We start from the raw sequence: 24605 nt of genomic DNA, 5'->3' as shown, positions 1-24605 counted from the left end.
TAACTGTTCTGTAATGAACGAAACACACTTTAGCAAGATACATATAAGAATGCAAACATTAATGATAATTATTATCATTAATGTTTGCATTCTTATTTCTAGTTCAGTTAACGGTTTAATTAATGCTTAATATATTTATAGAAATGCCTGATAGTTTCAGTTGTATAAGCGCTACCCTGTCAAACCTTGTCGATATTCCAATATGATAGTTCGGCCAGTTAGAAACATTATGCGTCAGATTCAAAATTTCGACGTTTGATTACTCTATGCCCATATTCATTCACACTTATTTCCTGATAATTTGAGATATATAAATGAGCTTCGATGATAGCTCGCTGTTGTTTAGAGTATTGGCATAGTGCTCGCATACGACTCGCATACGATTTAACTCATATGCTATTTATACGGTAGCCTCACCTTCTACCAAACGAGCAACTTAACATCTACTCTTAAATAAACTGCACTCTCAAAAATCTCGTAAAAAAAGCCAGCTCCCGTATAAGACAGCTGACTTTATAAGTACGATTAGACTGAAATTCGATAAGCTAGATTAGAACTGATAAGTTAAAGACGTTTTAATATTACGTCCCATTTCAAAATCAGTATAGTCATCATCGATAGAGTTACGTGATGCATGGCTTGCATAAGTCTCATCAAAGATATTGTATACACCTAGCGTGGCCTTCAAACCTTCGATTTGAGTTGGCGTGTAAGTCATGAAGATATCGTGCACGTCATAGCCTGGTTTTTCGTTGTCATCACCAGCGGTATTCGGTGTCACATCGGCGACATAAGTACTGCGCCAGCCAAGCTCAGTAGTATTGGTTGGAGCGTAACCTAGGTTGACCATGTACTTATCGCCAGACTCAGAGCCACTACCACTGACAGAAGAGATATTATAACCCGTATCCTCGCCTTTGCTACGCGCACGAGCATAGCTTAGACCCATGTTGAAGTTATCTGCGCGATAATCGGCTGATAGCTCTACGCCTTTGATTTTGAAATCTTCGTCATTATTAATGACACCTTGGCAGCTACCGTTTAATTGTCCAGTTGCACAATCTAAACCAACTCTACCATTGCCTGCACGTACGAACTCAATATAGTTTTCGATATTGGTTTCAAAGTACTTAGCACTTAATTTTAAAGAGTCATCAGCCATAGTCAGACCACGCAGCGTTGTAGCAATACCGACTTCTGCATTGTCACCTTCTTCTGCTTTTAGGTCATTGTTCACATACGTATCAGCGCCATCAGTGTTAAAAATCGTTTGGCTAAGATCTGGACCATTAAATAACTGAGTATAGCTTGCAAATAGCTGGGTGCGCGGTGCAATCTCATAGCTAGCAGCTAATGCGCCAACGACATTGTCGTAAGTCTTGCCAGCCGATACATACTCTGGAGATTCATAACGGTCATAACGGACGCCTGGCGTTAAACTAAGCTTGCCCATTTGCCATTGGTCTTCCAGATAGACTGAAGTGTTGGTCGCCTCATCGGTGCTCGCCTTGCCAAAATCGCGCGCCATCTCAGATTCTTTTTTGTAATGCTCAACCCCAGCGATTAACTTATGAACCCCTGGCACACCGTTGATAATAGTGCTATCAACGATACTGGTGTTCTGTACTTTGCCGCCTATGGTTTTGACTTCTGCATCAAACTCAAACCCAGGTACGCCATCAGAGTTACGCAAAATCTGCGTGCTGGTCTGATATACATTGGCGTCTACATTGACCAATTGGTTGGCAGGACTGTAAGCGTAGTCAAGCGCATAGGTATCGCGTTTGACTTCCTGCGGGATGATTGGGTTCCAGCCACCAGCAGGAAAATCTGGACGTAATGGGAACTTGCCTTTGTTTTCGGTACGGCTAAAGCTAGCGCCTACATGATGGTCACTACCGACATAAGCACCGGCTTTTAATAGAATGTTTTCGCCTTCGCTATCTTCCGTTTGGATTTTACGGCCTTTACCGTCTTCACCAGCGTCCGCATTGCGTTTGCCATAATAAGCCAGTAAATCAATATTTTCTGTTGGCGCACCATACACAGTGGCTGAAGTTAGCAGTTCATCATTGTTGCTAGCATAACCTGTATGCAGCTTAGCACCTACCTTTTGACCTGGCTTAAGTAAATCTGCCGCGTCGACTGTCTCAAAAGCAACCGCACCGCCGATAGCATCATTGCCTAGCGTCACTGAGTTATTGCCGACTGATACTTCTGCTTGTTTTAGCAGATCTGGATCAATAGTGACATCACCCATATGGTAGAACAATGCGCCTTCTTGACGTGCGCCATCAATTGTTACTTTTAGGTTGGTATCATCAAGACCACGTACACGAATACGTTGGTTGACCGATGAAGTACCGCCCACGCTTACCCCTGGTACAACGTCCAGAAAATCACTCAAATGGCTGGCTTGTGCAGCTGGGGTGTAGTCATCTATGTAGACAGAGTCTTCTTGTACAGCGTCACGTACTGAGCTATTCGCTGTTACAGTGATAGTCTGTAATGTCGTGTTTGGCATATCTGCTGCCGTTGCAGCGCTGGCAGCTTGCGTCCACAATACAGCGGCGACACCGATAGACAATACTGTCAATTGACTAGATAACTTTACTTCGCGCATAACACATTTACTCACTTTGTTTACTGTCAGAAATTAGAATGTTTAGAATTATTTTTAAAGGCTGTCGTCAAACAACCCTTAAAATAGTGCCTACCAGAAGATGGAATATCTTGAAAACGCTTAAGCCTATTGTGCGAATAACATGATTAATATTAATGATAATGATTAGCGTTTAAATAATGAGAGGCATAATAACGAAGTATTAACAATTTGGCAATAATTAATATAATAAATCCTCAATTTTAGCTTTTAATATGCTGACAAAGCGCAAAAATGCTTCGATACTGGTTATAAGATAATCCTTCAATATAATTCTAGCTATGCATTAAGGCTATATGTAGTCAAGCATAGGAACTCATCACGTTTATAGCAGTCTGTTATTAACTTAGCTCATGACTTGTTTTTCTTGTACTACTGTACTAGAATACTGAAACAAGATAGTTCTCAGCGAAAAATTGCTCGATGAGCGAGCTATCTATTTTCTTTGGCTAAGATTACCTATTATGACTACCGATCCTTATCAGAGCTTAGTGAAACATTTGACCAACTGTACTGATAGCGCAGATATCGAAAAGCTGCTCAGTGCCCTGCTGACGGATAAAGAACAGCATGACATTGCCAATCGTATTCGCATTTTTGACTTGCTAGATCGTGGCATCACCCAACGTGATATCTCAGAGCAACTAGGTGTTGGTATTGCCACTGTCTCTCGTGGTGCCAAGGCCAAGCAAAGCCACGATGTCAGCGCGTTACTGGCTACTCATAGAGACTGCTCTTAGACTCTAACGACGATACTATCTAGCTTTTTACTGACGAAACCTATACTTATTAATCGACACTTATTAGTCAACGCTTATTAATCAACACATATTTGAACCATTTCGGACTTTGTTATGACCTCTAGCACTCGCACACAGACCAAACCTGCTCCTATCGATATCCCGAGCAAACCACAACGCATCAAACTGACGCAAGATATCGATTTTTTTGCATTATTCAAACGTATTGAAAGCGCGTTTGATACCTGCTATTTGCTCGAATCATTAGGTGAAGACAGCCACATCTCGCGCCATCATGCGATTGGCTTTGATCCTGTGACGACTATCGCCGCATTAGACCGCAACACGCTTGCGATTACCGATAATAAAACTGCTGAAACCAACCATTATCAGACCGACAACCCTTATCAGCTACTGCGTGATATAACGCCGCAGCATGTCATCGCTCGTGATCAAAGCGGTGGTCTGGTCGGGTATTTAGGTTATGACTGCGTGAACTTCTTTGAACCTAGCCTTAATGCAAAAGCCAGTGAAGACTTTGAGCCATTTAAGTTTGGCGTGTATTTAGATGGGTTGACCCTAGATAAGATGACTGGGGAAATCTTTTATTTTTATTACCCAACTGCTCAACAAGAAAACCGCATCGAGCAAATCAAAGCCCTACTCGATGAGCCAACGCCTAGCTATGAAGCGCCTAAAGTTGAATTTTTAGGTGATGGTATGAGCCAAGAAGAGCATGCCAATGTCGTCATGCAAGTCAAAGAAGACATCATCGCTGGGCGTATTTTTCAGTGCGAGGTAGGCTTTAAATCTAAATATCGTATTGCCGGTGACAAAATGCCGATTTATGAAAAGCTACGTGCCGTCAATCCATCACCGCATATGTATTTTATGAAATTTGCTCAGCAGTGCATCATTGGCGCTTCTCCTGAGCTGCTATTCCGCTTGCGTCAGGGTGAAATGGAAACCTATCCGCTCGCAGGGACTGCCAAGCGCGGTGCGGACGTAATCGAAGACCGTAAGCTTGCCCGCGCCTTGCTCAACGATGACAAAGAGATTGCCGAGCACAACATGCTAGTCGACCTACATCGTAATGATATTGGCCGTGTGGCTCGATTTGGTACAGTAAAAGTACGTAGCTTAATGGATATCAAACGCTTCTCTCACGTGCAGCATATCTCTTCTGAAATCGTTGGTATCTTGCATCCTAACGAAGATATGTTTAGTGCCCTTGCCAGTAACTTCCCTGCTGGGACACTATCAGGCGCGCCCAAGGTAGAAGCCATCAAAGTCATCAACGAGCTAGAGCCTGATGGTCGCGGTGCTTATGGCGGTGCATTAGGCTCGTTCAATTTTAATGGTGATTGTATCTTTGCCATTCCTATTCGCAGTCTGTTTATCAATGGCGAGTCTGCCTACGCTCAAACTTGCGGTGGTAACGTTTACGACTCAAACCCAGCCGATGAGTACTTAGAGATTCAGCGTAAACTGTCGGCGATGAAAGTTGTGTTGGACAGCTTTATGCAATCATAATTGCTACCAGAAGTACTGTGTACATTGACCATATTTTACCTAGCACTATTTTTACAAAAGAGTTTATGACCCATGAATGTTTTAATTATCGATAACTACGACTCGTTTACCTTCAATCTCTACCAATATGTGGGTGAGATTTTGCAAACCTTAGACAGTGATAAAGAGGCCAGCGTCATCGTTAAACGCAATAACGAAATCACCCTAGCAGATGTGCAAGCGATGAATCTTGATAGAATTATCATTTCACCTGGCCCTGGCTCCCCTGACGATCCCGCGTACTTTGGTATCTGTAGCGAGGTCATTGAAACACTAGGCAAAACTGTGCCGCTACTAGGCGTTTGCTTGGGTATGCAAGGTATTGCTCATGTATTTGGCGGTGATGTGGTACGCGCTAGTGTGCCGATGCATGGCAAAGTCTCATCGATTCGCCATGATAATTCAGGTATCTATCAAGGCTTACCACAAGAGCTTGAGATCATGCGCTATCACTCACTGGTGGTAAAAGCCGACACCATCCCAAGCTGTCTGACGATTACCTCAGTAGTCGCCAATGATAGCTGTGCTGAATTGAGCTTTGCTGAGTCAGCATTGACTGGTGATGAGATTATGGGACTGGCGCATAAAGAGTACCCAATCCAAGGCGTACAGTTTCATCCTGAGTCGTTTGCCACTGAAGGCGCTAAGCGATTGCTAGGTAACTTTTTGCTACAGGTATAAACCTATATGGCCGTCTCCATGTCTAGCTCAAGCCTAAATACCTCCAGCTTACTCAGACGTACTACATTGCTCTCAAGCTTAATGCTAATGACCTCTGTCAGTTCGGCTGTAGCACCTGTACAGGCAAACTTTACCATGGGCATGGACATCCAAGGTCAACGTCTTAACCTTTATGAGAGATGTGCAGAAGGAAGCGTTACTTGCAACAATATGCTACTGGTCGCTCCCGATTTAGGACGACTATTGCAGACAACACCAGAATCTAGTAAGTCGCCCTACGCTGTCAAATACTACTCTGCGGAAACCAAGCATAGCTTATGTAAAGATGGCGTGACCCCGTGTCGATTTCAGGGTTATACCTTTGAGGGCGAAGATTTTGATGGGTTTATAGATACCTCGAACCATGAGATATCTATAAGAAGTAAATGGACAGTCGATACCTATAGTGCCACCTACAAAGAAAACGAGACTTATCTGCCATTAGCCTCACAAGCTGATTTGGTTGATCAGATATATAACACGTCTGATAAAGCATTGAATGAAAGCTACAGAGTAACGCGAAATGAAGTCAGACGCCTGTACGGTGAGGATATGGCGGCTAATCTTCAAAAAGAGCAGACTCAGTGGATAAAACAGCGCTCAAAAAACTGCGGGGCTGATACGGATCATTTACCAAGAACCCAATTGGAAAAAGTGTGCTTTATTCAGCGAAATGCTCTCCGAGAGCAAACATTCTTTTTATGGATTGATTAACAGAGACTGTAGAAAGAAAAAATGACGCGAACACGAATATGATATGAGTTAATAATTCGATATTACTTAGGTTATTTAGCAAACGCTAGCCATTTTTTAGCCATTTGAATAACTATTGATTGAATTTATCATACGACCTAGTAGCCACTTATTATCTTTTAGTGATAGACTCAAAAGAACAAACAAAAGACAGCCTTTAATCAGGTTGTCTTTTCTTATTTCAGTATTGTTTGGAGAGATTGTATCAACAGCAATCTTACAACATCTTGTGTCACTTAGATCGTAAGAAGAAAACAGTATGGCAAATATCGACAACGGAATGACGAACCATTCGCATCAATCATGGCTAGGCACCATTCAAATCATTACGGCTGCTATTTGCTGGGGCACGTTGGGTATATTCTCGACTTACCTAAACCAAATTGGATTTAGTGGTTGGCAGGTAACGATATTACGCATCGTCACGGCAGCCTTTATCATCTTAGCCATGCTACCAAAACTATGGCCACACCTTATCAAATTACAGCCAAAACAGTGGTTTGGTTTGGCGATGCAGTCGTTGATAGGTGTCCTTGGCATGTCGGTCTGCTATTTTTTTGCGGTAAGCTACGTTGGTGCCGGCCCTGCCGTTGCCTTACTCTATACCGCACCCGTATTTAGCTTATTGTTCTCAAAATTCTTACTGAGTGAGTCCATTACTCGCAAATCAGTTTTACTAGCATTGATGGCGGTGTTTGGCGTAGGCTTAACCATGTTAGGTGAGCAAGCAAAAGTTAACTGGGGAATTTTACTCGGTCTGTCAGCAGGGATGTGCTATTCGTTATATGGTGTACTGGGCAAGCGCGCGATGCATTACGCTCACCCTGCCCCTCTGGTATTTTTCACTTCCATTATCATTAGTGCTGGCGTACTACTGCTCTTGCCTGAGACCTATAACACTTATGATCAGCTATTGAGTCTGCCCTTAATGACTTGGGGCTATGTTTTAGGATTATCATTATTGGGAACCGTCGTGCCATTTGGGCTATATATGAAGGCACTAGAGAAACTGCCCGCCACTCGTGCATCGGTATTTACGATTTTCGAGCCATTGACTGCGATTGCGCTCGCGATGCTATTACTGCATCAATCTTTGTCTTGGATTCAATATTTGGGCGTGGCGCTTATTTTGCTGGCGGCTTTGTTAAATGCTGTATTAAATGGTACTGCTACTCGTGTACCTCGCTGGTTAAAGCAACGACAAAGGGCATAGTTTACTGTCTGTCCATTTAAGATACGTCCCATTTATTTCGATAAAAAAAGCCCCAACCATAGCATCATGATTGGGGCTTTTTTTATCGCTTACGCAAAAACAAACGTTTTTACTGCTCAATACGTTGCAGAAATGCCTGTGTACGAGGATGTTTTGAGTCCTCAAACAGCTGCTTGGCACTGCCTTCTTCAACCACATGACCATCTTCAATCAGTACAACATGATCGGCAACGTCGCGGGCAAAGTTGATTTCGTGAGTCACTACGACCATCGTCCAACCTTCGGAGGCGAGCTGCTTCATTGTCTCTAGCACATCTTGCACCAACTCTGGATCAAGCGCAGAGGTTGGCTCATCAAATAGTAACAATGACGGTTCAATAGCAAGCGCACGAGCAATACCAATACGCTGCTGTTGACCACCAGATAGCTGAAACGGATACAGATCTGCTTTGTCCGACAGTCCAACTTTCTCCAGTAGTACCAATGCCTGCTCACGGGCTTGCGCTTTGCTCTGCCCTTGTACGACCGTAGGCCCAAGCATCAAGTTTTCAATGGCTGTCTTATGTGGAAACAAGTTATAAGACTGAAACACCATACCTGACTTACGCTGTAAAGCTAGTAGCGTTTTTTTGCTTGGCTTAGTTGCAAAGTCGACACTTAAGCTATCGTCATCAAAAGCAATCACACCTTGGTCAGGAATCTCTAACGCATTTAAACAACGCAAAAAGGTGGTTTTACCCGATCCTGAAGGTCCTAATATTACGACTACTTTGCCTTTATTAATGGTCAAGTCGATGCCTTTTAGCACCTGATTGCCACCGAAGGCTTTATGAATATTAGTGACTTTGATCATAAAAATTCCTGTTGGGCTAGGGCGTGTCTATTGAGCCATAATTTATTTTACTACGTAGCTTATTTTGCCACATAACGATCTAGCCTAGTTTCAAGCTTGCCTTGGATAAAGGTCAAGAACAGACAGATACCCCAGTAGATAATTGCCGCTTCGGTATAGACCAGCATAAACTCATAGTTACGAGCTGTGATAATCTGCGCTTGTTTGAATAGCTCAGTGACCAGTACCAGTGAGGCAAGTGAGGTATCTTTTACCAGACTGATAAAGGTATTAGACAACGGCGGCACCGATACTCGAAGCGCCTGCGGTAAAATCACATGACGAAAAGTCTGTAGATACGTCAAACCAACCGTCGAGCCTGCTTCCCACTGCCCTTTTGGTATTGACAAAATCGAAGCACGCACTGTCTCCGATGCATAAGCACCGATGTTCAGTGAGAACGCGATAATCGCTGAGGGAAAGGGATCAAGCTTCACCCCGACACTTGGCAGACCATAGAAAATAATAAACAGCTGAACCAGCATCGGTGTACCGCGAATCGCGGACACATAGACGCGAGCGAGCCGATAGATGATTTCATGGAACCAAGTGGCACGCGGAATGATACGAATCAATGCCACTGTCAGTGCAATGGCCATACCAATCGCAAATGAGATCAATGCCAGCGGTATCGAATAATAGATACCGCCTTTGAGCATTGGCCAAAACGACGAGATGACAATCTGCGCTCGATCAGGACTCATAAATGGCAATACTGCCAATAAGTCTGCGAACCATGATGTAGACATTACAGAAGCTGACATGATAGAAACTGACATTATTTTTGTTGACTTATATCAGCACCAAAGAACTGTTCGCTAAGCTTGGTTAGCGTGCCTTCAGCCGCCAATTCAGCCATTGCTTCATCCAGTTTCGCTACAACTTCATCATCACCTTTGATAAGCACTAGGCCTGAACCACGTAACTCACTAGCAGGTGCAGTCAGTTTGATCTCAAGATCAGAATCTGGGAATTTCTTTAGATAATCCAATACCGCCAGATTGTCATTCATCGTAAAGTCAGCACGATCTTGCTTTACTAATTGAATCGCTTGCGCCATACCATCGACAGGAACGATCTCTGCACCGTAACGCTCTGCAAGCTCACCGTAGTTACTGCTAAGTGATTGCGCAGTACGTAGACCTTTTAGACCTTCCCACGAGCTATAACGGTTGTCATCAGTAGGTGCCAATACAACCGCACCTGACCAGCTATAAGCCATTGCTTTGTCATACTTTGCTTTACGCTCAGGCGTGGTCAAACTAACTTGGTTAGCCACCATATCAAAACGTTTTGAATCCAAACCAGCCAGCATCGCATCCCATTGGGTTTCTTTAAACTCAACGTCTACGCCCAGTTTATCAGCTACTGCACGCGTTACTTCAACATCATAACCCGTTAGTTTGCCGCTCTCATCATGGTATGTGAACGGAGGATAAGTACCCTCTGTACCAACGTTGATGGTGCCGCCGTTGTTGATACGTTGTAGCAAATCAGAACCGCCTGTTGCAGCGCTGTCAGTTGCACTGGTATCGGCTTCGTTGGTAGTAGATTGACCACAAGCGGCAAGGAACATAGTGCTGGCGGCAAGGGCTAAAAGAGTACGACGTTTCATAAGACGTCCTTATAAGAGTGAATGAATAAAGTAAAAACGCATAATGCTAATAAGACACACAGCACTAATAAAATATACGGTGCTAATGAATAGGACAAGCCGATACAGAAGAACAATATAAGCTCCTCTATGATATTCGGCTTTGGTTGCCCGATTTGAGGCTATTTGGGCTATTTTTCAATACTGTTTCTATATTATATTTTAATTTTTAACGATTGTTCAAATATTCTGACAAGTTTAATTAACACCAATTGCTATCTTATTAAATAGCAACTTATGGATATAGTATCTCACTTTAGACAGAAAAACGTACACAATCAGTGAGCATACGTAAGCTTAAGCTATAGTCAGTTCAATATAATTTCGATACAAGGAAACCGAGTGCAAGTTATACATTGGTATGCTTAGCGAGGATGACGATGTAGCGGATTTATATAGGCTTGACTATATCTGCTACAACTCGCCTGAGAACTGATAGCGATCACCCGCATGCCACATTTTTACAAAGGTAACGACCTGACCAGCCGAATAGGTCTGTCGACGCAACACAAGCGTTGGTGACTGCGGCGCAATTTGCAAAAACTCAGCAATCTCATCTGGCGCTGCCAATGCTCGGATGGTATAGCTGCCACTCTCTAGAGGACTTTTGGCAATCAAGTAATCACTGGTATTGACCACACTAAAATCCTGGTCGATAAACTTCGGCACTTTTTTAGCATCGACCCAACGTTCTTCAAACTGTATGGGCTGACCATCGGCAAAGTGAATAATTTTTACTTCATACAGGACAGCTTCATCACTAGCATCTGTCTGAGCGCTTGTATTAGCAGGCACAGACTCTTCATCAATACCAAACTTACGACGCAACTCATTATCGAGCATAGCAGCAGTCACGGCGCGCTTGCTGACGACCTGTGCCTCATAATCACGATTGGCAGACTTTAAATCCTCAGCGATGTTGCGTACCTCAACAAAGGTATGATTAAACTGCTGCTGCGCGACAAACGTGCCCGACCCTTGTCGACGCTCTAACACCCGCTCCTCGCTCAGCTCTTTTAGCGCACGGTTGACCGTCATTCGTGACACACCAAATTCTTCAGCCAGTGCCATTTCTGTCGAAATCGCATTACCCGCTTGCCACTTACCAGAATGAATATTGTCTAGTATGGCGTTTTTTATGCGTTGATACGCCGGAATCGTCTTTGTCATATCCGCCTTTGACCGTCAGTTTTGCTAATAGGAATGACCACATAATATCACGAGACCACCGTGCAAGCCTTAGTCAAAATGTCTGAGCGTTCAGTATTGACTAGGGGATTGTTCAACTCACTCGATGTTATCTAAATTGGCTAAATGAATAACAAAAATAATCAGCTCATGAAAAAAAACCTTGCATGAAAAAAGCATCTTTGATAATTTGTATATACAACTTTACAGCGGTGCTAGAAAATTTGTTTTATCGATTCGATATTTCTATGAATTTAGATGAATGCTTAGTAGATAAATACTTAGTAAATGAATATCTAGACTGACTGTAAGACACTTACTTTGATGACTTTATCGCCCTATTCGCTATCACAAGGATATGATCATGACTACTGACAACGGAACCAACAAAGAAACTAAGCTGACTCGCCGCGATGAGAGCCGTAATATTGCTGCGCCTACCGGTAGCACGCTACATTGCAAAAACTGGCTGACCGAAGCCCCTTATCGCATGCTGCAAAACAACCTGCATCCTGATGTGGCAGAAAACCCAAAAAGTCTGGTCGTCTACGGTGGTATCGGACGCGCAGCCCGTAACTGGGAAAGCTATGATCAAATCTTAGAGTCATTAAAAGAATTAGAAGATGATGAGACGTTGCTAGTACAGTCTGGTAAGCCAGTCGGCGTGTTTCAAACACACGAAAACGCACCACGCGTATTGATTGCCAACTCCAACCTTGTACCGCGTTGGGCAACGTGGGAGCACTTCAACGAGTTGGATCGCAAAGACCTGTTTATGTACGGTCAAATGACTGCTGGTAGCTGGATTTATATCGGCACGCAAGGCATCGTCCAAGGTACGTATGAGACTTTTGTGGAAGCGGGTCGTCAGCATTATGACGGTAGCTGGGCGGGTCGTTGGATTTTAACCGCTGGTCTGGGCGGTATGGGCGGCGCGCAGCCACTAGCCGCGACTTTTGCGGGGGCGACTTCATTAAACATCGAGTGTCAGCAGTCTAGCATCGATTTCCGTTTGCGCACGGGTTATGTCGATAAGCAAGCGGACAATCTTGACCACGCTTATGAGTTAATCAAACAACATACGGACGCTGGTGAAGCCGTCTCTATCGCCCTACTTGGTAATGCCGCAGATACCTTGCCTGAGATGGTCAAGCGTGCTAACGCTGGCGGTATGAAGCCTGATTTGGTCACCGATCAAACCTCAGCGCATGACTTAATCAATGGCTATCTACCAAGCGGCTGGACGGTAGAGGAATGGAAAGCCGCCCAAGAAGATCCAGAGCAACATGCAGCACTGACCAAAGCCGCTGCTCAATCTTGTGCGGTACATGTACAAGCGATTTTAGACTTGCAAGCGATGGACATTCCAGCGACTGATTACGGTAATAACATCCGTCAGGTCGCTTTTGATGAAGGGGTCAAAGATGCCTTTAACTTCCCAGGTTTTGTCCCTGCGTATATTCGTCCGCTATTTTGCCAAGGTAAAGGCCCATTCCGCTGGGTAGCGTTATCAGGTGATCCAGAAGATATCTATAAGACTGATCAAAAAATTAAAGAGCTATTCCCTGAAAATAAACATATCCATCGCTGGTTAGATATGGCAAAGGAACGTATTCAATTCCAAGGTTTGCCTGCCCGTATCTGCTGGTTAGGGCTTGGTGAACGTGACAAAGCAGGTTTGGCATTTAATGAAATGGTCAAAAACGGCGAGCTAAAAGGCCCGATCGTTATTGGTCGTGATCACTTAGACACGGGTTCTGTTGCCAGTCCAAACCGCGAAACAGAAAGCATGAAAGACGGCTCAGATGCGGTATCTGACTGGGCATTATTAAACGGCATGCTCAATGTCGCTGGTGGCGCGACGTGGGTATCACTGCATCATGGCGGAGGTGTCGGCATGGGCTACTCGCAGCACTCAGGCATGGTCATCGTCGCGGATGGTACTGACGCCGCAGCCAAAAGATTGTCACGCGTGCTTGTCAATGATTGCGGCTCAGGCGTCATGCGTCATGCAGATGCAGGTTATGAGTTGGCGATTAAAACAGCGAAAGACTATGGTCTAAATTTGCCAATGATCAAATAATTCGAATCATTTTACTTTATAAAAATAAATAGCCAGATAACTATGCAACTAGGATTACCCTTATGAGCAACATCAAACAACTAACCCTACACCCTCGCCAGCTTAGCTTTGAGATGCTACGTAATATCTACGAGCAGCCTGTCGTATTGACACTGCCTGAGAGTGCTTATGAAGCGATAGATGCATCGCACGAAGATGTACGTACCATCATTGCACGAGACAAAAGCGCTTATGGTATCAATACTGGTTTTGGCCTACTTGCTAAGACACGTATCAGTGATGATCAGCTTGAGCTACTTCAGCGTAACCTAATCGTTTCTCACTCAGTGGGCACTGGTGAAGCGTTGCCAGACGGTGTAGTTCGATTAATTATGGTCATGAAAGTCGCCAGTCTGGCGCAAGGTGTCTCTGGTGTACGCCGCGAGGTGGTAGACAGCCTACTGGCCTTAATCAACAATCAAATCACACCCAATATCCCAGCCAAAGGTTCAGTTGGCGCATCTGGTGACTTAGCGCCATTATCACATATGACACTTGCGATGATGGGTGAAGGCGATGTGTTTGTTGCTGGCAAAAAAGTACCTGCTGCTGACGCTCTAGCACAGCATGGACTTGAGCCTATTACTCTTGCAGCCAAAGAAGGCCTTGCACTGATTAACGGTACGCAAGTCTCAACTGCTCTAGCATTACGTGGTTATTTCTTAGCGCGTGATTTACTTGAGACCGCCACTATTGTCGGCTCACTATCAATTGATGCTGCCAAAGGATCAGACTCACCATTTGATGCGCGTATTCACGAAGTACGTGGCCATCATGGTCAAATCGAAATCGCCAAAGCACACCGTCAATTAATCAAAGGTAGCGCTATTCGTGCCTCACATGATGGTGAGCAAGACGATAGAGTGCAAGACCCTTACTGCCTGCGTTGTCAGCCGCAAGTCATGGGTGCCTGTCTTGATATCATCAACCAAGCAGGAAAAACCTTATTAATTGAATCCAATGCAGTAACTGACAATCCACTTATCTTTAATAATGAGGATGGCCCTGTCGCCATATCGGGTGGTAACTTCCATGCTGAGCCAGTCGCTTTTGCCGCGGATATTTTAGCCTTGGCAATCGCTGAGATTGGCTCGATGTCTGAGCGCCGTGTCGCTTTGTTGATCGACGCGACTCTATCAGGTGGCTTACCGCCATTCTTAGTGGATAATGCTGGGGTAAACTCAGGCTTCATGATTGCTCATGTGACCGCCGCAGCACTGGCCTCAGAAAATAAATCTATCGCTCATCCCGGTAGCGTCGATAGCATTCCAACTTCTGCCAACCAAGAAGACCATGTATCTATGGCCACCTATTGCGCACGCCGCCTATACGAGATGGCGCAAAACACCGCCACCATCATTGGCATTGAGCTATTGGCTGCTGGTCAAGGCATTGACTTCCATCGAGGACTCGAGACATCAGAGCCTCTGTCAGTAGCGCATCAAAAACTACGTGAAAAAGTGACTTTCTATGATAAAGATCGCTACCTCGCACCTGATATTGAAGCAGCTAAGCAGTTGGTATTAAACGGTACGCTTGCTGAACATTGGCAGTCACTACGCATCGATTGGTACGAGTCTAAATAAAGATTAGTGTGCGAACGGAGAAAAGCGATGACAATAGCGAGAACAACAACGACTACCACTCACATTAGCCATACACCTGCTGATATGACCCAGTGGATAGGACGTGAAGAGCCATTTGAGACTACGCGCGCCCGTTATTGGTATCAGCTTGCTCAGCCTTATGAGGCTCAACATATTGGGCTAATTGGCTTTGCCTGTGATCAAGGCGTCAGACGCAATCAAGGCCGCGTGGGTGCTAGAGCTGCACCGTCATTGATTCGTCGAGCATTTGCTACGCTGCCAGTCATCGCTGATTTACAACAACGTTCTGATAGTCAATTATCAACCTTATTGGGTGATGCTGGTGACATTCATTGTGATGATAATGACGACTTTGCCGAGAGCACCCTTGAGCAAGCTCAGCTCAAATATGCTGATGCAGTGAGTACTATTGTCAAGCAAGGTGGTTTGCCCATCGGACTTGGTGGCGGTCATGCCATCGCTTATGGTAGCTTTTTAGGATTATGGCAGGCTCTAGAAAGTCAAAAAAATGCAGATGTCACGCCTACTATCGGAATTATTAATTTTGATGCTCATCTTGATATTCGTCAGTCTGATGTAGCGACCTCTGGTACACCGTTTCGCCAGATTGCCGAGCATCTTGACGCACACGATCAGCCTTTTCACTATTGCTGTATTGGCGTCAGTCGCTTTTCTAATACGGCGGCGCTTTTCGATCGTGCCGAGCAGTTGGGCGTACAGGTCATTAGTGATGAAGACTGTCATTATCAGCCTTGGGATATACTTGCTGAGCGGGTCAAAAGCTTTGTAGGTCAGGTCGATATCGTATATTTAACCGTCGATATGGACTGCTTGCCATCTAGTGTCGTGCCGGGTGTGAGCGCACCTGCCGCTTACGGCATTGAACTAGGTTTCGTTGAGCGCATGGTCAAAACCATCATGGCATCAGGCAAAGTAAAAACGGTCGACATTGCTGAGATTAACCCTACTTTTGACGTTGATAGTCGTAGCTGCAAAGTTGCTGCTCGCTTACTAGCGACTATTGTAGAGCAGCATTTACTTAGCGCTTAAAAACATTAGCCTCCCAATAATTAGGAGCATATTATGAATGAATTAAAGAACTCCGTATCGAAAAACTCTACAGAACAGATGCTAGACGAGTCTACTATGACATCGTTTGATCAACTCATTATCAATGCCAACATTGCGACGTTTTCAGCGAACTATGGTTTCGATATTTACGATAATTCAGATGCTAATAATATCCCATACGGTCAGTTAGAGAACGCGGCTATCGGTATTAAAAACGGCAAGATTGCTTGGATTGGGGCACAGGAGCAAACCGCTACTCATCTGCCTCATTATCAAGAAAATCAAGTCATAGACGTCGATGGTAAATGGATAACGCCTGGGCTCATCGATTGTCATACGCATATCGTTTATGGCGGCAACCGCAGCAATGAATTCGAAGCGCGTTTGCAAGGTGCCAGTTATCAAGACATTGCTACGCAAGGCGGCGGTATTGTCGCAACCGTGAGCGCGACCCGCGCGGCCAGTATTGAATCGCTATTTTCCCAAAGTGAAAAACGCCTAGTCGCACTTATGAAAGAAGGAGTTACCAGTATCGAAATCAAGTCTGGCTATGGCTTGGACTTAGACACGGAGCGCAAAATGCTTAGGGTCGCTCGTCAACTGGGAGAAAAATACGACATTCATGTGAGCACCACTTATCTAGCAGCGCATGCCCTACCCACTGATTACAAAGACCATGCAGATGACTATATTGAGCAAGTCTGCGAGTGGCTACCCATTCTGCATGCAGAGGGCTTGGTCGATGCGGTCGATGGGTTTTGTGAAAACATCGCCTTTAGCACAGAGCAAATCAGACGAGTGTTTGAGGTCGCGCGCTCATTAGATCTACCAGTCAAACTGCACTCTGAGCAGCTGTCCGATATAGGTGGTAGTGCCTTAGTTGCTGAATATAAAGGGCTATCGAGCGATCATCTAGAGCATTTGTCAGAAGAAGACATCAAAAAAATGGCCGCTAGCAATACGGTTGCCGTGATATTACCTGGGGCGTTTTATACACTACGTGACACTAAGTTGCCGCCAATTAAAGCCTTGCGCAAACACAAAGTTCCTATGGCAATTTCAACCGATTGTAATCCTGGCACCTCACCGTTGACGTCGCTGTTATTGACGATGAATATGGGCTGCACACTGTTTTACCTCACGCCTGAAGAAGTACTGGCAGGCTCAACCGTTTATGCAGCACAAGCGTTAGGGCTGTCCAACAAAGGAAAAGTGGAAGTGGGCTGTGATGCTGATTTAGCGCTATGGGATATCGCTCGTCCTGCTGACTTGGCCTATCAGATGGGACTAAATCCTACCCAAGGCATTATGGTTCAAGGACAATGGCGCGAGACACTGTAATCAACCTACCTTTGTTTATCTCAATTAAAAAAGCCCCAATCATTCAGTGACTGGAGCTTTGCTATTTGTCCGTATGAACCAACCGCTAAGGCTTGTTTACCACTTATAAGTAAGACTAGTTCAAAATACCAAAAGCAACCAACGCATCAGCCACACGTTTGAAGCCAACCATATTGGCACCAGCCATATAATCGATATACCCATTGTCAGTTTGACCATATTGTTCTGAAGCATTCGCAGCACTGTCGTGGATATCTTTCATAATACCTTTTAGACGCTCATCGACTTGCTCAAAGGTTTGATATTGACGGACAGAGTTTTGCGACATTTCAAGCGCAGATACCGCAACCCCGCCCGCATTAGCAGCTTTACCAGGTGCATAATGAACACGGTGCAAACGGATACAATCAATTGCTTCCGCAGTGAGCGGCATATTAGCGCCTTCCACCACATACTTCACGCCATTTTCGACCAATAATTTGGCATCAGCTTCATTGACTTCATTTTGAGTAGCGCATGGAATCGCAATATCAGCTTCAAACTGCCACGGTTTCTGTTTGGCAAGCCACTCGCCACCATAAACATCAACATACTCTGCTAAAGGCTTGTTTTGCTGCTTTTGTTTTTTGAGCCAATCAATTTTTTCTTGATTGAGACCATTTTCATCATGCAACGTCCCTTGTGAATCAGAGACAGTTATTGCCATACCACCTAGCGCATTCACTTTTTCGGCAGCATGTAATGAGACATTACCTGCTCCTGATATCAGCACCCTTTTGCCTTGAAGCGTATCGTTCTGAGCGATGAGCATATTTTCTAAGAAGTAGACTGCACCGTAGCCAGTCGCCTCTGTACGCATCAAGCTGCCACCAAAGCCCACGCCTTTGCCAGTGATAACCCCTGTTGATTCACGCGTTAAATTCTTATACATCGCAAACATATAGCTAACTTCTCGACCACCGACGCCGATGTCACCAGCAGGCACATCCATGTCTTTGCTCACGTAATGATGTAGCTCACGCATAAAGGCATAGCAAAAACGACGTATCTCGCTGTCTGTTTTACCTTTAGGATCAAAATCTGACCCACCTTTACCGCCACCAATAGGCAAGCCAGTTAAGGCATTTTTAAAGATTTGCTCAAAGCCTAAGAACTTCAATACGGATTGATTGACGGTAGGATGGAATCTAAGACCGCCTTTGTAAGGGCCTAGAGCATTGCAAAACTGCACACGCCAACCACGATTGACTTGTACCACGCCTTGATCATCTTCCCAATTGATACGAAAGCCAAATACCCGATCAGGCTCTACCAAACGCTCGAATACCTTTAACGTACTATATTCAGGATGCGCATCGTATAAAGGTTGAATCGTAATTGCCACCTCTTTTACTGCTTGAATGAATTCGGGCTGATGGGCATAACGTGCTTCGACTTTTTGGATGGCTTCACTGATGCTCATGTATTTCTTCCTTAGGATAAAACTGGTGATAGTAATTATTTACATCGACGCTACAATATATTGAGTAAACAAAAGGATTATAAACGTTGATGTAAAACTGAAATTGCCCCTATACAAGATTATGTATAGAGACTGATAGGATCAAAAAAGCTGACTCAATTTGTATTTTTATAACGCATTTAGAAGTGTCAACATTTATCCCCTCATGACTGTATATCATTTTTGAGACTTATAAGTCTAGTAAATATCTTCATCATAAGAATCTATAAGCGATTTTTATTAACTAAATTCCAGCGGCTCCGTTTGATAGCAATGGTGGACATTAATCTATAGTTACAAAGAATACCTCTATTCAAAAAAAATACCAAGGATCTTGCTAGGTCTTCAACCGCTCATCGATTAGACATAATAAAAAACCACCATTTTCCTCGAAAAAATAAAGATAAGGGGTAATGATTTGATGACAAAAGGCACAAAAGTCCAAAAAATTTACTTTTAATTGGGCAAATGTATATCAATATTATTAGTAAGGATTTATAACACCTTTCTTTAAACAAGGATATTTTTGACTAACTTCATTAGTTCATAAATAAAAAACCAATCACCAGTACAGAGAAAGCGATATGCGTACAGATTCATTTCAGCAGATATTGGAAGACTTAAACAGTTCATCAGCAGATGTTGAAGCATCTGCGCTAATCTCTAACGATGGTCTTATGATTGCTTCAGCTCTACCAACCGGCGTGGATGAAGATCGCGTGGGTGCTATGTCAGCCGCATTATTATCATTGGGTGATCGTGCAGGACGCGAGTTGGCACGCGGTGGTATCGATCGCATTATGATTCAAGGCGAGAAAGGCTACGTCATCATGACTTCATCAGGCGATGAAGCGGTACTTACCATCATGGCAAAACCCAATGCCAAGCTTGGCTTGATATTCCTAGATATTAAGCGCGCCTCAGAAGCGTTGGCAAAGCTCATTTGATTGGCGACTGCTTATCGAATTTATTAGCTTTTTAATTACTATAAACATAGTCGGTTCAATATAATTTGGATACAAGAAAGCCGAGTGAAAGTACTACAAGTAGTAGACTAAGCAAGGCTGACACCGTATCCAATTTATAGAGGATTGACTACATAACGACCAACGAAGGAGATAACCATGGGCTCTCCAATCCCTAATGCACACAAACCCGATATGCCTGCTGAGCAAATCACAATGACTTATCATGATGGCACCTCACGGACTGTCTATGATACTGGTATAGAGCGCCCCTACCCAGACGGTAAGCTGATTGTCTCGCGTACCAATCTCGACGGTATCATCACTCACGTCAACGACGCCTTTGTCGAAATCAGTGGCTATCATGTAGATGAATTAATTGGCCAACAGCACTATATTTTGCGTCATCCTGATATGCCAAAAGCCGCCTATAAAGACTTATGGAATACTGCCGAGTCTGGACAAAAATGGCATGGCTATGTCAAAAATTTATGCAAAGACGGAAGTCATTATTGGGTCTATGCCACTGTGGTGCCTAACGTGCGTCGCGGCGAAACTGTAGGATACACTTCAGTACGCCGTAAGCCATCACGCAGTAAAATTGAAGCGGCGATGACTCAATATGCCCAAATGAAACAAGATGAGGAAGGCTAAGTCATGACGACACACAATATGTTAATCGCCCCTGATTTTTCGCCTGATCGCTTTGCAGGCTGGCACATGTTCAACACCTTGATTCAAAAACGTGCCAACTTAAACATGCATCTCAATATTCCTACCTCTCACGCTGAGCAAGAGCAGGTCATTGATGCTGGTGACATTCAAATTATTTACGCCAACCCTTTTGATGCAGCCACTCTCATCCGAGAGCAAGGCTATCGAGCCATTGCGCGACCTATCGGTAAATCTGACGAGATGATCATTGCAGCCGCTGCCAATAGCACTATCAGCCGTTTGGAAGACATTCAAGCAGGGGCTACTGTCGCGATGGCTGACAACCGAGATGTCAAACTGATTGGTTTGCGATTGCTAGAAGCCGTCGATATAGAAGCGTCTGATCTCAACTGGGATGTGACCGAGACCTATCAAGCGGCTGCCCGCAAAGTCATCAAAGGTGAAGCCCATGTCGCGTTTTTCTTGGCAGAGATTTTTCATAGCTTTTCACGCTTGACCAAGACTCAGCTATCGGTACTTATCGAAAGTGACTTGGCTGATATCAGTCATGTACTCCTTGTTAAAGAAGACTTTCCCGATGCGCAAATCTTCCTAGAAGCCATCCTCAATTTGCATAACGATGACGATGGTAAAGAAGCATTGTCTGAGCTGGGCATGCCTCAAGGATTTGAGCCAATGAGCGAAGAAGATGCCGAATTTATGATTGATTTGATGCAAACGTTATTGGACTAATCGCTCAATCATTGTATTGATATCAAGCGCTATTTTGCGAGATGAAGTCATCGTTTGTCGTATGACATCATTATCACTGAAGCAAGCACCGTCGTAATAATAGCGATGACAGGAGGGTATTATTATGTCTGATTCAGACCTGATCAAAGAAAACGAAAGAGTCGCACACCGAGTATTTCGGTTTTACTCTCGTAAAGTATTTTTGGCACCCAATAACCGTCACTTTCATGAGCAGCGTATCAATGCAGCGTTACTGTTGACGGAGAAAGAGCCGTTACAAGGTGCTGTAGCGGACTTTTTTTATGGGTGCTGGTTTGATATCCCATATGATGTAAACAACCTATTTACTCGTATCAAAGATCGTTTGTATCCTCATGTCCAGCAAGGCTTTCGCGATTGCATTGATAAGAAAAGATACATCCAGCGCAATAGTATGTTGGCCACTCGTTGGAGTGTGCTGATATCTCCTTCTCTCAATGAGCAAAAGCAACGACTGCGTATCAGCAGCGACGATGCCCGAGAAATCGCTAAAGACATCACCACTGAGCTGATGCAAGCGCGTGAGAACGAAGACTGGGGTACGATTGAGCAAATCGAAAACGAGTTTTTTGCCCATTGTACTGCACGCAATGATCGTCTCGCATTTTCGCTAGTATGGTTTCGCTTGGGTAGAAGTGATTGGCAGTTCGATGCACGCTGGGACAACTGCCAACAACATCTCGATCAAACTATAGTCAAATCCATATAAATCCGCTACGTCGTCATCCTCGCTAAGCATATTAATGTATAACTTACGCTCGGTTTCCTTGTATCGAAATTATTTGAACTCAACGATATGAAAGCCTAATTTGTCACCTATTAATCACTTTTATCATAATGGTAGTTACTATGTCCTCTTACTTAAATGCTGATAAAACCTATCTTACCCTGACGCCAGCTGGTATTTTTGAGGCGTTTTCACAGAACGAACCAACTGATGAGCAGTTGGCATTACAGGATTTGCTGTCTTATGATCAGACACTGCTCGCTGCTGACTGGCCTCAGCGTTATTCTGAACAATGGCTACAAGGCTTTATCGAACAAGGTTGGATTGAAAAGCTGTCGCTGTTTTTACCAGCGCCTAACTTGCCATTGGACCAGTTTTTGCCTTATGTCGTGGCGAGCTTATCTGGTAAACGCCGTGCCGCGATCGGCTCTGATGAAGGGTTTTGTTTAGCGCGAGTGGGCTATAGTCAAGAAGAAGCAGATATGCTCAGTGTCGCCGCCGCTGATTTTTCAGGATTTATGCTTCGCCAAAAGCAACGTGGATGGGCGGTAGAAAGCCAAGCCATCTCGTTTTTTCAGCAGGTCGACCTACTCATTCCTGAGACCAGCTTTGTGTTTTTATGGATAGATAATGCAGGCTACGTTCTCATCATCGATGGTGAACCTTTGACCAACAGTCGCGCTTTTGTAGAGCTGGTATGGGCACTCAAAACCTCTGGATTGAGATTTCTTAACTAAGGAGATTTCTTAACTGATTTAACTCGCTTAATTCATTCCACTGTATCAACTGATTTGATACCTAATCTCAATCTTTTACGCGAGCATAAGCAGTGCGCTTAGCTCAAATTAAGCGCACTACTTATGCTTATACGAAAATGTTCGTACCATTCTTATCTATATCACTCTCTGATATCAGCCAATTCTACGCAGCAATAACAATACTCTCAGAATTAACAATAACTTGTCAGAATTTAGGTCATACTCTCCTCACACGCTTAAGTATTTTCTTGCCACGACTTAAGTTGCCATAAACCCATAACCATTCAAACATCTACACAGCTTCCAATATTTTCATCATCTTTTCCAACGTCGTACCCTACCGAAATCGGCAACCCCTGCCAAAACTTGCATTCTTGCTTATTTTTTAGGACAGTTTATGACTTCGCTGACCACTGTGCGCGTGCGTTATCAAACGATTGAAATTGGCAATACCGACATTCATATTTGCACCCTGCGTGACAATCAACAATTTAGCGACCCTGACGACGAAGCGTTAAACCTTGGCATATGCTCTGCTTCTTGGCCGATGTTTGGGGTGATATGGCCGTCAAGCTTGGTGCTGGCCAATCATATGCTCGATTATGATATTGCAGGTAAACGTATCTTGGAAGTTGGCTGCGGTATGGCGCTCTCTAGTCTGCTACTGAATCATAGGCATGCAGACATCACAGCGACTGACTATCATCCAACGGTTGAGTATTTCCTTGATAGAAATACCACATTGAATAATAACAAAGAGATTAATTTTGAGCGTTTAGATTGGGCAGAGGATAATAGCCATCTTGGCAAGTTTGATATGATTATCGGCAGTGACTTGCTCTATGAAGACCAACACATTGATATATTGGCTGAGTTCATTGACCGTCATGCTATGCCAACTTGCGAGGTCATCGTGGTCGATCCTGGTCGCGGTCGCAAAAACAAACTAACCAACAAGATGACTGAGTTTGGCTTTAGTAGTAAGCATGTAAAACCTGAAAATACTACTTACCTAGACTTACCGTTTAAGGGACATATTTTGACGTTTTCGCGTGATAATATTAATCAAACAGAGTAAAAGACAACCGTCAATGCAGCTAAGTGAGCACCGTATCCTGCCACTGCTGCCGAGTCATTTTGTATAGCACATGCTCAGCGAGCCGATGGTTAGACTCAAGCATAGGGTGAAAAAAATCCTCCTGTGCATTGGTCATACCAAGGTGCTCCATAACCAATTGTGAGCGCTTATTGATAACGGCAGTAAAGGCAACAACTTCATCTAGTCCTAATGTATCGAATGCAAAACTCAATGAAGCCCTTGCCGCCTCTGTCGCATACCCTAATCCCCAATAATCGTTATGCAGTCGCCAAGCAATCTCGACAGCTGGAGAAATCGGCATATCGGCATGTGCATGATTTAACCCAACCATACCGATAAAAGCATCTGTCTCTTTTAGACTCACCGCCCAAAAACCCCACCCATTATCATCAATCAGCGACTTGCATTTTTTAGCGATAGTATTACTCATCGAAGTAGTTAATAACTTAGGAAAGTATGCCATTACTTCAGGATTAGCATTCATCTCAGCGAATGGCGCAAAGTCGCTCGCTTGCCATTGTCTGAGGTACAGTCGTTCGGTTTCTATCGTATTTATAATTTTATTCTCTCGCAT

General features: G+C 44.1%; 22 protein-coding genes. 15 read left to right on the top strand and 7 right to left on the bottom strand.

Going from position 1 to position 24605, the window contains the following annotated elements; translation table 11 throughout:
• Window positions 1–550: 550 nt before the first annotated feature.
• Window positions 551–2623 (bottom strand): TonB-dependent receptor, encoded by a 2073-nt coding sequence (locus HCZ91_RS02135; RefSeq protein ID WP_179797788.1) that lies wholly within the window; start codon window positions 2621–2623, stop codon window positions 551–553.
• A 503-nt stretch (window positions 2624–3126) separates the two neighbouring features.
• Between HCZ91_RS02135 and HCZ91_RS02130 the strand changes: the two genes are divergently transcribed.
• The 5 genes from HCZ91_RS02130 (at window position 3127) to HCZ91_RS02110 (ending at window position 7660) form a co-directional block, all read left to right on the top strand.
• On the top strand, window positions 3127–3402 hold the full coding sequence (locus HCZ91_RS02130) for a Trp family transcriptional regulator (protein WP_114700514.1): 276 nt from the start codon (window positions 3127–3129) through the stop codon (window positions 3400–3402).
• 114 nt (window positions 3403–3516) lie between these two features.
• Complete coding sequence (locus HCZ91_RS02125; RefSeq protein WP_179797786.1) at window positions 3517–4935, top strand: anthranilate synthase component I family protein; 1419 nt, start codon at window positions 3517–3519, stop codon at window positions 4933–4935.
• Window positions 4936–5007: 72 nt separating this feature from the next.
• Window positions 5008–5655: an aminodeoxychorismate/anthranilate synthase component II gene (locus HCZ91_RS02120; RefSeq protein ID WP_179797784.1), complete on the top strand. Its 648-nt coding sequence runs from the start codon at window positions 5008–5010 to the stop codon at window positions 5653–5655.
• A gap of 18 nt (window positions 5656–5673) precedes the next feature.
• Window positions 5674–6408 (top strand): lysozyme inhibitor LprI family protein, encoded by a 735-nt coding sequence (locus HCZ91_RS02115; RefSeq protein ID WP_179797782.1) that lies wholly within the window; start codon window positions 5674–5676, stop codon window positions 6406–6408.
• Between the two features lie 298 nt (window positions 6409–6706).
• On the top strand, window positions 6707–7660 hold the full coding sequence (locus tag HCZ91_RS02110; RefSeq protein ID WP_179797780.1) for an EamA family transporter: 954 nt from the start codon (window positions 6707–6709) through the stop codon (window positions 7658–7660).
• Window positions 7661–7769: 109 nt separating this feature from the next.
• Here HCZ91_RS02110 and HCZ91_RS02105 read toward each other — a convergent pair whose 3' ends face one another.
• The 4 genes from HCZ91_RS02105 to HCZ91_RS02090 form a co-directional block, all read right to left on the bottom strand.
• Window positions 7770–8513, bottom strand: a complete 744-nt coding sequence (locus HCZ91_RS02105) for an amino acid ABC transporter ATP-binding protein (protein ID WP_057761251.1) — start codon at window positions 8511–8513, stop codon at window positions 7770–7772.
• A 59-nt stretch (window positions 8514–8572) separates the two neighbouring features.
• A complete protein-coding gene (locus HCZ91_RS02100) occupies window positions 8573–9316 on the bottom strand; it encodes an amino acid ABC transporter permease (RefSeq protein WP_057762590.1) in 744 nt (247 codons plus the stop codon).
• Window positions 9317–9330: 14 nt separating this feature from the next.
• Window positions 9331–10167, bottom strand: a complete 837-nt coding sequence (locus tag HCZ91_RS02095) for an amino acid ABC transporter substrate-binding protein (RefSeq protein WP_057761253.1) — start codon at window positions 10165–10167, stop codon at window positions 9331–9333.
• Between the two features lie 453 nt (window positions 10168–10620).
• Window positions 10621–11376 carry a UTRA domain-containing protein gene (locus tag HCZ91_RS02090; protein WP_179797778.1) on the bottom strand — a complete coding sequence of 252 codons (756 nt, stop codon included), beginning with the start codon at window positions 11374–11376 and terminating at the stop codon, window positions 10621–10623.
• Window positions 11377–11758: 382 nt separating this feature from the next.
• Between HCZ91_RS02090 and hutU the strand changes: the two genes are divergently transcribed.
• The 4 genes from hutU (at window position 11759) to hutI (ending at window position 17535) form a co-directional block, all read left to right on the top strand.
• Window positions 11759–13477, top strand: coding sequence for a urocanate hydratase (gene hutU / locus HCZ91_RS02085; protein ID WP_179797776.1), 1719 nt, complete (start codon window positions 11759–11761; stop codon window positions 13475–13477).
• 62 nt (window positions 13478–13539) lie between these two features.
• The gene (hutH, locus tag HCZ91_RS02080) at window positions 13540–15102 is read left to right on the top strand and encodes a histidine ammonia-lyase (RefSeq protein WP_179797761.1); all 1563 of its coding nucleotides are present in this window, start codon (window positions 13540–13542) and stop codon (window positions 15100–15102) included.
• Window positions 15103–15129: 27 nt separating this feature from the next.
• Window positions 15130–16173, top strand: coding sequence for a formimidoylglutamase (hutG, locus tag HCZ91_RS02075; protein ID WP_179797760.1), 1044 nt, complete (start codon window positions 15130–15132; stop codon window positions 16171–16173).
• A gap of 78 nt (window positions 16174–16251) precedes the next feature.
• Complete coding sequence (gene hutI, locus HCZ91_RS02070) at window positions 16252–17535, top strand: imidazolonepropionase (protein ID WP_179797879.1); 1284 nt, start codon at window positions 16252–16254, stop codon at window positions 17533–17535.
• A gap of 115 nt (window positions 17536–17650) precedes the next feature.
• On the opposite strand, the gene gdhA is transcribed toward hutI, so the two are convergent.
• Window positions 17651–18997, bottom strand: coding sequence for an NADP-specific glutamate dehydrogenase (gene gdhA, locus HCZ91_RS02065; protein WP_179797758.1), 1347 nt, complete (start codon window positions 18995–18997; stop codon window positions 17651–17653).
• Between the two features lie 623 nt (window positions 18998–19620).
• On the opposite strand from gdhA, the gene HCZ91_RS02060 reads away from it, so the two are divergent.
• The 6 genes from HCZ91_RS02060 to HCZ91_RS02035 all read left to right on the top strand — a co-directional run bounded on the left by HCZ91_RS02060 (window position 19621) and on the right by HCZ91_RS02035 (window position 24010).
• Entirely contained in the window at window positions 19621–19983 is a 363-nt protein-coding gene (locus HCZ91_RS02060; protein ID WP_179797756.1) for a roadblock/LC7 domain-containing protein, read from the top strand.
• Window positions 19984–20160: 177 nt separating this feature from the next.
• Window positions 20161–20655: a PAS domain-containing protein gene (locus HCZ91_RS02055; RefSeq protein ID WP_179797753.1), complete on the top strand. Its 495-nt coding sequence runs from the start codon at window positions 20161–20163 to the stop codon at window positions 20653–20655.
• 3 nt (window positions 20656–20658) lie between these two features.
• Window positions 20659–21408 carry a PhnD/SsuA/transferrin family substrate-binding protein gene (locus tag HCZ91_RS02050; RefSeq protein WP_179797752.1) on the top strand — a complete coding sequence of 250 codons (750 nt, stop codon included), beginning with the start codon at window positions 20659–20661 and terminating at the stop codon, window positions 21406–21408.
• Between the two features lie 124 nt (window positions 21409–21532).
• Window positions 21533–22156: a hypothetical protein gene (locus tag HCZ91_RS02045; RefSeq protein ID WP_179797750.1), complete on the top strand. Its 624-nt coding sequence runs from the start codon at window positions 21533–21535 to the stop codon at window positions 22154–22156.
• Between the two features lie 140 nt (window positions 22157–22296).
• Window positions 22297–22911 (top strand): hypothetical protein, encoded by a 615-nt coding sequence (locus tag HCZ91_RS02040; RefSeq protein ID WP_179797748.1) that lies wholly within the window; start codon window positions 22297–22299, stop codon window positions 22909–22911.
• A 418-nt stretch (window positions 22912–23329) separates the two neighbouring features.
• Window positions 23330–24010, top strand: coding sequence for a histidine kinase (locus tag HCZ91_RS02035; protein WP_179797746.1), 681 nt, complete (start codon window positions 23330–23332; stop codon window positions 24008–24010).
• A gap of 19 nt (window positions 24011–24029) precedes the next feature.
• Here the strand turns inward: HCZ91_RS02035 and HCZ91_RS02030 are convergent, their stop codons facing one another.
• On the bottom strand, window positions 24030–24605 hold the full coding sequence (locus HCZ91_RS02030) for a GNAT family N-acetyltransferase (RefSeq protein ID WP_179797744.1): 576 nt from the start codon (window positions 24603–24605) through the stop codon (window positions 24030–24032).

It is taken from the genome of Psychrobacter sp. BI730, assembly GCF_013414195.1.
In the GTDB taxonomy this organism is placed as follows: domain Bacteria; phylum Pseudomonadota; class Gammaproteobacteria; order Pseudomonadales; family Moraxellaceae; genus Psychrobacter.
This window is presented reverse-complemented; position numbering and strand designations above follow the sequence as displayed.